Below are 13371 nucleotides of genomic sequence, written 5' to 3'. Positions count from 1 at the left end.
ATTATTCACTTTCTTTTTTTTCTTCACCATTTTCCTCTGGTAAAGGTTCTGCATATTCCTCAACAGTAGATTTGTCTTCTTTGTCTTTCAAACTTTCGGCTTTATCAAGCATAAAAGATCTTGTAATTTCTCTAATTTCGGTTAAAGCATATCCTTTTTTATATTCTTTAGCCGCTTTTTTAAACTCACCCGATTTTTCATAATATAGCGCTTGGTGATACGTTCCTAAAGTTGTTTTTGGATATTGTTTTTCTGCATATTTGCTTAAATCTTGTAATTCGAAATAAGCTTTATTTTTAAGAATAGCAGCTTCAATTGCTTTGAAATCAGTTAAACGCGGTTTTAATTTTAATCCAAATTTTTCTTCTAGCTTAGTATATTTATCAATAAGATATTGGGCATACCCTTTATCTAGAGTAGCTATCTTTTCTTTGTATTCCATCATAGAAATAGGTTGGTAACCTTGGAAAATAAAATACAAAGCTTGAGGAATAGCTTGTGCGACTAATGAATAATGAGTAGCTCCTTTAAATTGATCAAATTGATAACTAAAAGTTTTGTTAGGAATGGCTGCAATATTTTTATCTAATATTTTTGCTCCTTGGTTAATATCGGCTAAGTCACCTTGACCAATAGCTAAGTAATAGAAAATAGGTTTTTTAATTAATGCTAAGCGTTCCGCTATTCTTTTGTCCATTTGAGGAGCCATTTCTGGAGCCAATGAAATGTATCCGTTGAAAACAGGGTCATCTTTATATAAGTAAAAATTTAAGAAACCAGCTGTAGTGTCATGTCCAGCAATAATTCTAAAGGGTTGAGTTCTGTATTTTCCTTCAATATAAGGTAATAATTCAAAACCTATAAATTCAAAAAAATTGGCTCCTTTTCCAGACGGTAAGCCAGTTCCATCATAATCACTATCATCAAAACGTTTTTCATCATAATTTTGATTAACAGCTACTATTATCATTTCGGGTAAATCGTCCCAATAGTTTCCATATTTTAGTATTCCTTCAAAAGGATTTAATAAATATTCTCCATCTAGTAAAACTAAAACAGGGTATTTTTTCTCCACATCAAACTCATAATTAGTTGGAAGTGAAACTGTAAATCCTCTTTCTTCTCCCAGTTTTTTTGATTGAATTGTTTCTGTAATTCTTTGAGAAAAAGTAAAAGAAGTTATTAAAATGAATAGTAAAAGAAGTTTTGTTTTCATTTTTTATATAATTTGTTTTTTATGATTTAATAATTTTATGACAATTTTAATGATACTATTTTTGGTATTAAAAACAGCACTTAATATGTGGCAATATACTAATTAATTTTTATTGAAAATATTCAAAAGCAAATAAGAAGTTAAGCCTAAAACGATAGTTAGTAAAGTTTGTGAAGTCCAAATAATCCATCCTAATGCTGTACCTGCATCTTCAGCAATTCCATATAGTAATAATACTTTTGCAATAGATATAGGAAAAGCTCCAATTCCTCCATTTGTAAATCCTACAGCAAGTGTTCCAAAAATGAATCCCATAATTACAATATCAAATGAAATGTTTGCTGTTTCTGGAATGGAGAAAATACAAACATAAAACATCATTAAGTAAGAAAACCAGATAAAAAAGGAATGTGCTAAGTATTTCCATTTTGTTTTCATTTTTAAAATACTGGTCATGCCTTCTGTTAAACCATTGAATTTACTTTTTATTTTAAGAATAATAGGCCATTTTGCCCATCTCCATAAGAATAAAAAAAAGAGTAAACCCACAAAACCAATTCCTAAAAGTACTATTATTTTATTAGGAGAAACATGTGAAAATATGAAGGCACTTATTTTTTCAAACTGAAGAAAAAAAGCAGTAATTACAAAAAGGAGAAAGATAAGGAAGTCTACCACTCTTTCTGCTACGATTGTTCCAAAACCTTTATCAAAAGGCACCCCTTCATATTTTTTTAAAAGGACAGCTCTGCTGATTTCTCCAGAGCGAGGAATTGTCAAATTTAATAAATAGGAGATGCTAACTGCAAAGAAAGAATTATGAAATTTAGGCTCGTAACCCAAATGATTTAAAGAATATTTCCATCGGTAAGCTCTTGACCAATAACCAAATAAAGAAATGAATATGGATAAAAAGACATAGAAATAATTAGCATTTTTAAAATAACCTTTTATTCGTTCTAACTCCTCTTCATTAAATGAAGAAAATTGATAATAAATTAAACCTATTCCAATGAGTAATGGGATGGTTGTTTTTAGAAATTTTTTAAATGAAAAAGTCAAAATTACATCAATGAATTATCTTTTTCATTAGGAAAAACTAATGAAGGTTTGAAATTTTTTGCTTCTTCAAAGTCCATAGAGGCATAAGAAATGATAATGATTATGTCTCCTCTGTGTACTTTTCTTGCAGCAGGTCCATTTAGCGTTATTTCACCTGTATTTCTAGGTCCTTTAATAGCATAAGTTTCTAAACGTTCCCCATTGTTAATGTTGACAATTTGTACTTTTTCACCTTCTATAATGTTAGAAGCTTCCATTAACGCTTCGTCAATGGTAATACTTCCTATGTAATTCAAATCGGCTCCTGTAACGGTTACACGATGAATTTTCGATTTTACTACTTGAATATGCATGGTGCAAAGTTAATTATTTTGTATAAATTAATTATTTTTTTTTAGGAAATGTGTTATTTGTTTTTTAGTTCATAACAATAGTATCAATTAATCGAATATTGTCAATAAAAACGGCAATAAAACCTCTGTATTTTTTGTTTTTGTCTTTTCTTTTACAAATGTTTAAGGTTTCTTCATCGGCTATTTCAAAATATTCTAAAGTAAATTCTTTTCTTTTTTTGAAAGCCTCTTCAACTATTTTAGTAACTTCTTTAGCTGATTTAGTAGCAAATAATTTCTTAGCACGTTGTAAAGTTTTAAAAATAAAAGCGGCTTTTTCTCTTGATTCAGAAGATAAGCGTTCATTTCTCGAACTCATAGCTAAACCACTTTTTTCTCTGTAAATAGGACAAGCAATAATTTCAACTGGTAAAGCGTGCTTTTTGACCAGTGTTTTTACAATTTGCAATTGTTGAAAATCTTTTTCTCCAAAATAAGCTTTTGAAGGATTTACAATTTCAAACAATTTTTTAACGATGGTTCCTACACCATCAAAATGTCCTATTCGGTGTTTGCCTTCCATTTTCAATTCTAAACCGTCATAATCAAAACTTTCTGATGAAATAGTTTCTTCATAAATGTCTTTTACAGAAGGGGCATATATGATAATTGATGTATTTAAAGTCTCCACTTTTTGAATGTCAGCATCTAAAGTTCGCGGGTATTTATCTAAATCTTCTTTGTTGTTGAATTGTGTAGGGTTTACAAAAATACTTACCACTGTAATGTCGTTTTCTTTAGAAGATAGTTCTATTAAAGACAAATGGCCTTGATGAAGTGCTCCCATGGTAGGAACAAGTCCAATGGTTTTATTTTCTTTTAGTAATGAACTTAAATGCGATGATAAAACGTTCTTTTCGGTAAAAACGACCATAAGGTTTTATATTAATTAGTATGCAAACTTACTATTTTACTAGATAAATCCATAAATTTTTGTAATTTTGCGTGTTTTTTAAAAACAAATTGTTAAACAAAATAAATTATGGAAGAAAAGAGGATATTGTACGTATCATCTGAAGTGGTGCCTTATTTAGCTGAGAACGAAGTTTCGTTGCAATCATATGAATTTCCAAAAATGATTAATGATATTGGGGGACAAATAAGGATATTTATGCCGCGATATGGAAATATTAATGAAAGAAGACATCAACTACATGAAGTTATTCGTTTGTCTGGAATGAATTTAGTAGTTAATGATATGGATATGCCTCTTATTATAAAAGTTGCTTCAATTCCTAAAGAAAGAATTCAGGTTTATTTTATTGATAATGATGAGTATTTCAAAAGAAAAGCTACTTTTACTGATGAAGAAGGAATTTTGTATCCTGATAATGACGAGAGAGCCATCTTTTTTGCCAAAGGAGTAGTTGAAACGGTTAAAAAACTAAATTGGGTTCCAGATGTTATTCATGTTCATGGCTGGATGGCATCCTTACTACCCGTTTATTTGAAACATTATTATAAAAATGAAGGGATTTTTGCAGATACAAAAATTATTACTTCAGTTTATAATTTAGGTTTTGAAGGAGAATTAAATTCGGAATTAGTTGGAAAAATGAGTTTTGATAATATTTCGAAAGATATTACTAAAGAAATACAGGTTCCTAATTATGAAAATTTAATGAAGCTTACAATAGATCATTCAGATGGTATTGTTATTGGATCTGAAGGCTTAAATCCAACTTTAACAAAATATATAGAAACTTCAGAAAAACCTTTTTTACCTTTCGCCACTAAAGATAAAGTGAGTGAATTATATACTGCGTTTATCAAGAAACATATTTTATAAATTACCTTTTTTAATTACATGAAAAAAATTGTTTTAAATAGTGCTCTGGTATTGAGTGTGATGTTTTTAATTTCTTGTGACAAAGATTTTAATACTTTGGGGTCGGATGTTATTGGAGATGATCATTTTGGGTTAGAGAGAAGAGACGATATTAGTGTAGTAGCTTATACAAAAAAGACAGGTGCTGTACAGTCTAATAATTTGCCTTCAAATATGTTAGGATTCTATAAAGATGGTTTTTTTGGAACCACAAAGGCTACTTTTGTAACTCAAGTAACACTGGCAAGTGTTAATCCTGATCTCGGTTATGCAGCAGAGATTAAGGAGAATGATTCAGTGTATTTATATGTGCCTTATTTGAGCACTCAAACAGCTACTGGTACAGGTAATGAATCCAATACCTATGTATTAAATTCTGTTTATGGAGAAAATGTTGAAACGGCTACATTTGATTTAAAGATATATAAAAGTGGTTATTTTTTAAGAGATTTTGATGCAGTTGACCCGACTGTTCGTCAAAAATATTATTCAGGTGATACTGATAGAGCGTTAATTGAAGATAATCTTGATGGTGCTCCTTTGAATGAATTTACGGGAGCAATTGCTTCTGAAACAACAGAATTTAAATTCAGTAAAGAGGAAATAAAACTGTACAAGAGAAATGCTAATGGAGACTTTTTAGACAGTAATGGAAATATTACTACAGATGAAACAGCGAAAGTAGTAAAAGAAAGATTAGCTCCTGGTATGTGGATTAATTTAGATCCAGAACGTTTTGAAACCATAATGCTTAATGCTTCTTCCTCAAATTTGTTAAATAATAATATTTTTAAAGAATATTTTAAAGGATTGTATTTTCAAATGAATGAAAATAGTTCGGATGATGATGCACTTGCATTTTTGGATTTTTCAAAGGGATATATTACAATGCAATATCATTCAAAAGATACAGATGAGGCAACCGCTGAATTAAAAAAGAAATCTTTAAGATTAAATTTATCTGGTAATACAGTTAACTTTTTTGAAAATGATTTTTCTACTGAATATGATAATATTTTTAATAATTCAAATACAGTAACAGGAGATGAATTATTGTGTCCAAAAGGAAACGATGGATCAGTAGTTTTTATTGATTTATTTGGTGCTGATGCAGATAACAACAACGTTCCTGATGAATTAGAAGCTTTAAGAGCTGAAAATATTTTAGTAAATGATGCTTTTTTGACTTTCTATGTTAAGAACGACGGGCAAAAAAATGCAACTAGAATTTATTTGTACGATGCAACTAATAATACACCTCTGTTAGATTATATTTTTGATAGTTCAACTGCGACTGATCCAAAAAATAATAAATTACTTTTTGGTGGAATTTTAGAAGTGGATGAAGATGATACCGATTTGGGTGTAAAATATAAAATAAGATTAAGAAGTCATATAAATAATATTATTAATGGTGAAAATGAAAACACCAATAAAAATGTTAGATTAGGATTGTCTGTTACTCAAAATATAAATAATTCAAGTAGTTATACTGTTTTTGAGGGGACTAATTTTGGAAACGAGAAACTTCCTGTCGGATCAATTATAAGTCCTTTAGGAACAATTGTTTACGGAAACAACACAACAGATGAGACTAAAAAACTGAAGTTGGAAATTTATTATACAAAACCTAATTAATTAATTTTATGTGTGGAATTGTAGGTTACATAGGTCATAGAGATGCTTATCCAGTTTTAATCAAAGGTTTAAAAAGATTAGAATATAGAGGATATGATAGCGCAGGTGTTGTATTGTATGATGGTACAGATATAAAATTGTCTAAAACAAAGGGAAAAGTTTCTGACTTAGAAGCTAAAGCCGAAAGAGAGAACACTAAAGTTGGTAAAGTTGGAATGGGACACACACGTTGGGCAACTCATGGAGTACCCAATGACGTTAATTCGCATCCACATTACTCTAATTCTGGAAATTTAGTAATTATTCATAATGGAATTATTGAAAATTATGAACCTATAAAGAAAGAATTAATTAAAAGAGGCTATACTTTTCAATCTGATACAGATACAGAAGTTTTAGTGAATTTAATAGAAGATGTAAAGAAAAAAGAAAATGTAGGCTTAGGAAAAGCGGTTCAAATTGCCTTAAATCAAGTTGTAGGAGCTTATGCTATTGCTGTTTTTGATAAAGAAAAACCAAATGAGATAGTGGTGGCTCGATTAGGAAGCCCATTGGCTATTGGTATAGGTGAAGATGAATTCTTCATTGCTTCTGATGCTACACCTTTTATAGAATATACTTCAAATGCTATTTATTTAGAAGACGAAGAAATGGCTATTGTGCGTTTGCATAAACCAATGAAAGTTCGTAAAATTAAAGATGATTCTTTAGTAGATCCTTATGTTCAAGAGTTGCAAATGAATTTGGAACAAATTGAAAAAGGAGGTTATGAACATTTCATGTTAAAAGAGATATACGAACAACCAAGTGTGATAAAAGACACCTATAGAGGAAGACTTTTGGCTAACAAAGGGATAATTCAAATGTCTGGTGTTGAAGATAATATTGAAAAATTTCTGAATGCAGAAAGAATCATTATAGTAGCATGTGGTACTTCATGGCACGCTGGTTTGGTAGCCGAATATATAATTGAAGAATTTGCAAGAATACCAGTTGAAGTAGAGTATGCTTCGGAATTTAGATATAGAAATCCAATTATAAATAAAGATGATGTTGTAATTGCAATTTCTCAATCAGGAGAAACCGCAGATACTCTAGCAGCAATTAAATTAGCCAAGGAAAATGGAGCGTTTGTTTTTGGAGTTTGTAACGTAGTAGGTTCTTCTATATCAAGAGAAACACATGCAGGAGCTTATACACATGCTGGTCCAGAAATTGGGGTAGCTTCTACAAAAGCATTTACTACTCAAATAACTATTTTAACTCTTTTAGCATTACGTTTGGCTAAAGCCAATGGTAAAATGGCAAATTCAGATTACCAACGTTACTTATTAGAATTAGAATTAATTCCAGAAAAAGTTGCAGAAGCTTTAAAAACTAACGATGCAGCAAAAGAAATTGCGAAAATTTATAAAGATGCTCCTAATTGTTTGTATTTAGGAAGAGGTTATAATTTTCCAGTAGCTTTGGAAGGAGCTTTAAAATTAAAAGAGATATCATACATTCATGCAGAAGGATACCCAGCTGCGGAAATGAAACACGGACCAATTGCTTTAATTGATGAATCAATGCCAGTAGTTGTAATTGCTCCAAATAAAGGGCATTATGACAAAGTAGTGAGTAATATTCAGGAAATTAAATCTAGGAGTGGTAAAATTATTGCTATAGTTACAAAAGGAGATACACAAGTGAAAGCTTTAGCAGATCATGTGATTGAAATTCCTGAAACTATTGAAGCATTAACTCCATTATTAACTACAATTCCTTTACAATTATTGTCTTATCATATTGCAGTAATGAGAGGTTGTAATGTTGATCAACCTAGGAATTTAGCAAAATCGGTTACTGTAGAATAGTATTTTTAAAGAGAAAAATTAATTTTTCGCTTTTTTATTGCAAAAAATTCAAAAAATTAATTGCAAAATTGTTTACAAAAAAACTATCTTTGCACTCTGAAAAATAGAAGTGTTTTTCAATACTAAATAGCTATTTAATAAATACATAAGCAATGTCTAAAGTTACAGGAAAAGTTGCAAAAATTATCGGACCAGTTGTTGACGTGGTATTTAACACGGAAAATGCTGAGCTTCCTAAAATTTATGATTCATTAGAAATCACTAAAGCAGACGGAACAAAATTAGTATTAGAAGTACAATCTCACATTGGTGAAGATACTGTTCGTACAATCTCTATGGATTCTACTGACGGTTTATCTAGAGGACAAGAAGTTGTTTCCTTAGGAACGCCAATTCAGATGCCTATTGGTTCTGAAGTGTTTGGTCGTCTATTTAATGTAATTGGTGATGCAATTGACGGTTTAGGAGATTTACCTAAAGAAGGTTCAAATGGTTTGCCAATTCATAGACCAGCACCAAAATTCGAAGATTTATCAACTTCTACAGAAGTTTTATTTACAGGAATCAAAGTAATTGATCTTATTGAACCTTATGCAAAAGGAGGAAAAATTGGTCTTTTTGGTGGTGCTGGAGTAGGTAAAACCGTATTAATTCAAGAGTTGATTAATAATATTGCAAAAGGTCACGGTGGTCTTTCTGTATTCGCAGGAGTAGGAGAAAGAACTCGTGAAGGGAATGACCTTTTGAGAGAGATGTTAGAATCTGGAATTATAAAATATGGTGATGATTTCATGCACTCTATGGAAGAAGGTGGATGGGATTTATCAAAAGTAGATAAAAATATCATGAAAGAATCGAAAGCTACTTTCGTATTCGGACAAATGAATGAGCCACCAGGAGCTCGTGCACGTGTTGCCTTATCAGGTTTAACAATTGCTGAGTATTTCCGTGATGGAGCTGGAGATGGACAAGGAAAAGATGTACTTTTCTTCGTTGATAATATTTTCCGTTTTACACAAGCTGGTTCTGAAGTATCTGCATTATTAGGACGTATGCCATCTGCGGTAGGTTACCAACCTACTTTAGCAACTGAAATGGGTGCTATGCAAGAACGTATTACATCTACAAAAACAGGATCAATTACGTCGGTACAAGCAGTTTATGTACCTGCGGATGACTTAACTGACCCTGCACCTGCAACAACTTTTGCTCACTTAGATGCAACAACAGTATTGTCTCGTAAAATTGCTGAGTTAGGTATTTACCCAGCGGTAGATCCATTAGATTCTACTTCTCGTATTTTAACTCCACTTATTTTAGGTGACGAACATTATAATTGTGCTCAAAGAGTAAAAGAGATTTTACAACGTTATAAAGAATTACAAGATATTATTGCTATTCTTGGTATGGAGGAGTTATCAGAAGATGATAAATTAGTTGTGTCAAGAGCACGTCGTGTACAACGTTTCTTATCTCAACCTTTCCATGTAGCTGAGCAATTTACTGGTATTCCTGGAGTATTAGTAGACATCAAAGAAACTATCAAAGGATTTAATATGATTATGGATGGTGAGTTAGACCACTTACCTGAAGCAGCATTTAACCTTAAAGGTTCTATTGAAGAAGCTATTGAAGCTGGAGAAAAAATGTTAGCAGAAGCATAATAACTAGTAATCAGTTATCGGTAGCAGTTAGCAGAAACTGAGACTGAAAACTGAGACTGAAAACTAAAAAAAATGATTTTAGAAATAGTATCACCAGAAGCTACATTATTTAAAGGAGAAGTTACTTCTGTAGCAGTTCCAGGAGTAAATGGTGAGTTCCAAATGCTTAACAATCACGCTCCAATTGTGTCTTTGTTAATAAAAGGAAATGTAAAAATAAATGCTCAAAACATTACAATTCAAAAAGAATTTCTTTCTAAATTCAATAAAGTGAATGAGCAAACATTTTGGTTACCAATAAATTCTGGAACTATCGAAATGAAAGATAATAAGGTTATTGTTTTAGCAGATTAAAACAATAAAACTTTATAAGTTAAAAACTCCTGCTTTTTGTAGGAGTTTTTTATTTTTGAAAAATGAAACTCCCAAAAACACTACAAGATAAATTAGAAGTTAGAAAAGCAAATAATGCTTTACGAACGCTAAAAGAACAATCTCAGTTAATTGATTTTGCTACTAATGATTATCTAGGATTTTCAAGAAGTAAAACTATTTTTGAAAAAACGCATCAATTATTATTAGATAGAGAAATAACAAGTAATGGTGCAACAGGCTCTCGATTACTTTCAGGAAATCATGATTTATATATTGAAACGGAAGCTTATATTTCGAAATTCCATCAATCAGAAAACGCGTTGATTTTTAATTCGGGCTATGATGCTAATGTTGGTTTTTTTAGCGCAGTTCCACAACGAAATGATGTTATTTTGTATGATGAGTTAAGCCATGCGTCCATTCGTGATGGAATACAAATGAGTTTGGCAAAAGCCTACAAGTTCAAGCATAACGATTTGGAAGATTTAGAAAAACTACTTCAACGCTTTCAGAATGAGTTTATTGAAATTTATGTTGTTACAGAATCTGTTTTTTCTATGGATGGTGATTCTCCAAATATGAAAAAATTAGCTCAAATTTCTGAAAATTATAAAGCTTTACTTGTTGTTGATGAAGCACATGCTTTAGGCGTTTTTGGAAATCCAGAAACTTCAGGAGGAGAAGGTTTAGTACAAGGATTACAACTTCATGATAAAGTCTTTGCTCGTATTATGACTTTCGGAAAAGGATTAGGCTGTCATGGAGCTGCTATTTTGGGGAGTAATGATTTAAAAACATATTTGGTCAATTTTTCTAGAAGTTTAATTTATACAACAGCACTTCCTCCACATGCAATAGCGACTATTTTAGTTGCTTATCAAGAATTGGCAAAAAGCCAAAAAGCAATTGAAATAGTAAAAGAAAATTCAAAATATTTTAATAAAGTAATTGGTAATTCTAATTTTGAATCTTCTATAAAGTCCATTGTGATTTCAGGTAATGAAAATGTAAAGTTTGCTTCAAATTTTTTAATTGAAAAAGGATTTGATGTAAAACCTATTTTATCTCCAACAGTTCCTGAAGGACAAGAACGTCTTCGTTTTTGTTTACATTCTTATAACTCTAAGGAAGAGATTAAAACTGCATTAGAATTTTTAAAAGAGATAATTAAGGAAAAATAATAAAATGCTGGGCTGTTTGTATATAGTTTCCGACCTTTGCAAAAACAGTTTACAATGAAACTTTTTATTACAGGAATTGGCACTGATGTTGGTAAAACTATTTCATCTGCTATTATCACTGAAGCTTTGGAAGCTGATTATTGGAAACCCATTCAAGCAGGTGATTTAGAAGATTCCGATACTCATAAAATACAACGTTATATTTCAAATTCAAAAACTATTTTTCATCCAAATAGTTATTCATTAAAAACTCCAGCAAGTCCTCATCTAGCTGCAGAATTGGATAATTTGACTATTGATATAAAAAAAATAAAAGAGCCAAAAACTAAAAACCATTTGATAATAGAAGGTGCGGGAGGAATTTTCGTTCCTTTAAATGCTACGGAAACCATTCTTGATTTAATTCGACCAGACTACAAAGTAGTTGTTGTTTCAAGGCATTATCTAGGAAGTATCAATCATACTTTGTTAACTATTGAAGCTTTACAAAATAGAAAAATAAACCTAGCTGGTATTATTTTTAATGGAGATGAAAACAAAGCAACAGAAGAAATAATTCTTTCAAAAACGGGTATGGTATTTTTAGGAAGAGTTGAAAACGAACCTTATTTCGATAAAAATGTAATTCGATATTATGCTGATTTTTTTAGAGAAAAACTTTTAAAAATTAAATAAAAATAAGAAAGAATAAAGAGAAAAGAAAATAGACTTTTATCTTTGTGTTTCATTCTATTCTAACTTTTGACTTCTAAATTCTAACTTCAAAATGACACTATCTGAAAAAGATATATTATATAATTGGCATCCTTATACACAACATAAAACCGCTTTTCCTAATCCAGTAATTATAAAAGGTCAAGGAGCATTACTTTGGGACGAGCATGGGAAAGAATATATAGACGCTATTGCTAGTTGGTGGGTAAATCCGTTTGGGCATAGTAATACTTTTATAGCACAAGCAATTTATACACAACTAACACAATTAGAACATGTTCTTTTTGGAGGATTTACTCACGAACCAGTAATTCAACTTTCAGAAAAACTTTCTAAAATTTTACCATCTAATCAAAAGAAATTTTTCTATTCAGATAATGGCTCCACTTCAGTTGAAGTAGCTATAAAAGCAGCTTTACAATTTTTTTATAATAAAGGAGAGAAACGTATTAAGATTATCGCTTTTGAAAATGCTTTTCACGGAGATACTTTTGGAGCTATGGCAGCAAGTGGCATTTCTTTTTTTACTGACGCTTATAAAGGTTCTCTGTTGGAAGTAGTTCGTATTCCTGTTCCGACCATTGGTAATGAAGAAAAAGCAATAAAAGCTTTTGAAGATTTGGTTATAACCAATGAATATGCGGCTTTTATATTTGAACCTTTAGTGCAAGGAGCAGCTGGAATGATTATGTACTCTGCAACTGTTTTAGATCAATTAATTGCAATTGCAAAAAAGCATCAAGTGTTTACTATTGCAGATGAAGTAATGACAGGTTTTGGTAAAACGGGTAAAAACTTTGCTTGTGATTATTTAGCACAACAACCAGATATGATGTGTTTATCAAAAGCTTTAACTGGAGGAACAATTCCTATGGCAATTACTAGTTTTACGCAAGAAATTTTCGACGGGTTTTATGATGACGACACGAATAAAGCCTTATTTCATGGGCATACGTTTACTGCAAACCCTACTGGTTGTGCAGCTGCTTTAGCCGCAATTAAACTATTAGAAACAGATGAAATGCAAGGTAATATTAATCAAGTAAATCAGCAACATTTAGCATTTGCCGAACGCATTAAAACACATCATAAAGTGGTTTCCACAAGAGTTTTGGGCGTTATTTTTGCTTTAGAAATTAAAGTGGATGGAAAACAAGACTATTATGGAAAATTGCGCAACAAACTTTACCAGTTTTTCATAGAAAATGGAATTATTTTAAGACCTGTCGGTAATATTATTTATATTTTACCACCTTATATTATTACCGATGTCCAACTAGAAAAAGTTTATACAACCATCGAAAAAGCATTAGCTATTATTTAATTTTGTTAGGAGCGAATGTCTGGGTATATTTGCAATCCATTTTCCTGCTGTTCACTACAATTTTTAATAATTTGTCACACTAAATTTGTCAAAATGTTTTTCTGGCAAATTATTAAAAGAT

The 13371-nt window shown here is 30.8% G+C and carries 12 protein-coding genes; 8 read left to right on the top strand and 4 right to left on the bottom strand.

Annotation, left to right across the window (positions count from 1 at the left end):
• Position 1: 1 nt before the first annotated feature.
• From ACULEV_RS16085 to panC, 4 genes are all read right to left on the bottom strand, one after another.
• Positions 2–1216: an alpha/beta hydrolase gene (locus ACULEV_RS16085; RefSeq protein WP_445456064.1), complete on the bottom strand. Its 1215-nt coding sequence runs from the start codon at positions 1214–1216 to the stop codon at positions 2–4.
• Between the two features lie 102 nt (positions 1217–1318).
• Positions 1319–2278, bottom strand: coding sequence for a lysylphosphatidylglycerol synthase transmembrane domain-containing protein (locus tag ACULEV_RS16080; RefSeq protein ID WP_445456063.1), 960 nt, complete (start codon positions 2276–2278; stop codon positions 1319–1321).
• A gap of 2 nt (positions 2279–2280) precedes the next feature.
• Positions 2281–2631 carry an aspartate 1-decarboxylase gene (gene panD / locus ACULEV_RS16075; protein WP_445456062.1) on the bottom strand — a complete coding sequence of 117 codons (351 nt, stop codon included), beginning with the start codon at positions 2629–2631 and terminating at the stop codon, positions 2281–2283.
• Positions 2632–2695: 64 nt separating this feature from the next.
• Positions 2696–3544, bottom strand: a complete 849-nt coding sequence (gene panC, locus ACULEV_RS16070; protein ID WP_445456061.1) for a pantoate--beta-alanine ligase — start codon at positions 3542–3544, stop codon at positions 2696–2698.
• Between the two features lie 108 nt (positions 3545–3652).
• Between panC and ACULEV_RS16065 the strand changes: the two genes are divergently transcribed.
• The 8 genes from ACULEV_RS16065 to bioA all read left to right on the top strand — a co-directional run bounded on the left by ACULEV_RS16065 (position 3653) and on the right by bioA (position 13250).
• Positions 3653–4459: a glycogen/starch synthase gene (locus ACULEV_RS16065; RefSeq protein WP_445456060.1), complete on the top strand. Its 807-nt coding sequence runs from the start codon at positions 3653–3655 to the stop codon at positions 4457–4459.
• Positions 4460–4477: 18 nt separating this feature from the next.
• On the top strand, positions 4478–6136 hold the full coding sequence (locus tag ACULEV_RS16060; RefSeq protein ID WP_445456059.1) for a DUF4270 domain-containing protein: 1659 nt from the start codon (positions 4478–4480) through the stop codon (positions 6134–6136).
• A gap of 8 nt (positions 6137–6144) precedes the next feature.
• Positions 6145–7992, top strand: coding sequence for a glutamine--fructose-6-phosphate transaminase (isomerizing) (gene glmS / locus ACULEV_RS16055; protein ID WP_445456058.1), 1848 nt, complete (start codon positions 6145–6147; stop codon positions 7990–7992).
• A gap of 152 nt (positions 7993–8144) precedes the next feature.
• Positions 8145–9656 carry a F0F1 ATP synthase subunit beta gene (gene atpD / locus ACULEV_RS16050; RefSeq protein ID WP_445456057.1) on the top strand — a complete coding sequence of 504 codons (1512 nt, stop codon included), beginning with the start codon at positions 8145–8147 and terminating at the stop codon, positions 9654–9656.
• 72 nt (positions 9657–9728) lie between these two features.
• Positions 9729–10010, top strand: coding sequence for a F0F1 ATP synthase subunit epsilon (locus ACULEV_RS16045; RefSeq protein ID WP_445456056.1), 282 nt, complete (start codon positions 9729–9731; stop codon positions 10008–10010).
• Positions 10011–10072: 62 nt separating this feature from the next.
• On the top strand, positions 10073–11212 hold the full coding sequence (locus ACULEV_RS16040) for an aminotransferase class I/II-fold pyridoxal phosphate-dependent enzyme (protein WP_445456055.1): 1140 nt from the start codon (positions 10073–10075) through the stop codon (positions 11210–11212).
• A 54-nt stretch (positions 11213–11266) separates the two neighbouring features.
• Entirely contained in the window at positions 11267–11887 is a 621-nt protein-coding gene (gene bioD / locus ACULEV_RS16035; RefSeq protein ID WP_445456054.1) for a dethiobiotin synthase, read from the top strand.
• 91 nt (positions 11888–11978) lie between these two features.
• On the top strand, positions 11979–13250 hold the full coding sequence (bioA, locus tag ACULEV_RS16030; protein ID WP_445456053.1) for an adenosylmethionine--8-amino-7-oxononanoate transaminase: 1272 nt from the start codon (positions 11979–11981) through the stop codon (positions 13248–13250).
• The last annotated feature ends 121 nt before the right edge of the window (positions 13251–13371 follow it).

The sequence above is a fragment of the Flavobacterium sp. HNIBRBA15423 genome, assembly GCF_052655965.1.
The sequence above is the reverse complement of the archived record's forward strand: the minus strand, read 5'-3'. Positions and strand labels throughout refer to the sequence as shown.

Coding starts and splice junctions, on each gene's coding strand:
- ACULEV_RS16065 (WP_445456060.1), top strand. CDS start 3,653: ATGGAAGAAAAGAGGATATTGTACGTATCATCTGAAGTGGTGCCTTAT.
- ACULEV_RS16045 (WP_445456056.1), top strand. CDS start 9,729: ATGATTTTAGAAATAGTATCACCAGAAGCTACATTATTTAAAGGAGAA.
- panD (WP_445456062.1), bottom strand. CDS start 2,631: ATGCATATTCAAGTAGTAAAATCGAAAATTCATCGTGTAACCGTTACA.
- atpD (WP_445456057.1), top strand. CDS start 8,145: ATGTCTAAAGTTACAGGAAAAGTTGCAAAAATTATCGGACCAGTTGTT.
- glmS (WP_445456058.1), top strand. CDS start 6,145: ATGTGTGGAATTGTAGGTTACATAGGTCATAGAGATGCTTATCCAGTT.
- bioA (WP_445456053.1), top strand. CDS start 11,979: ATGACACTATCTGAAAAAGATATATTATATAATTGGCATCCTTATACA.
- panC (WP_445456061.1), bottom strand. CDS start 3,544: ATGGTCGTTTTTACCGAAAAGAACGTTTTATCATCGCATTTAAGTTCA.
- ACULEV_RS16085 (WP_445456064.1), bottom strand. CDS start 1,216: ATGAAAACAAAACTTCTTTTACTATTCATTTTAATAACTTCTTTTACT.
- ACULEV_RS16060 (WP_445456059.1), top strand. CDS start 4,478: ATGAAAAAAATTGTTTTAAATAGTGCTCTGGTATTGAGTGTGATGTTT.
- bioD (WP_445456054.1), top strand. CDS start 11,267: ATGAAACTTTTTATTACAGGAATTGGCACTGATGTTGGTAAAACTATT.
- ACULEV_RS16040 (WP_445456055.1), top strand. CDS start 10,073: ATGAAACTCCCAAAAACACTACAAGATAAATTAGAAGTTAGAAAAGCA.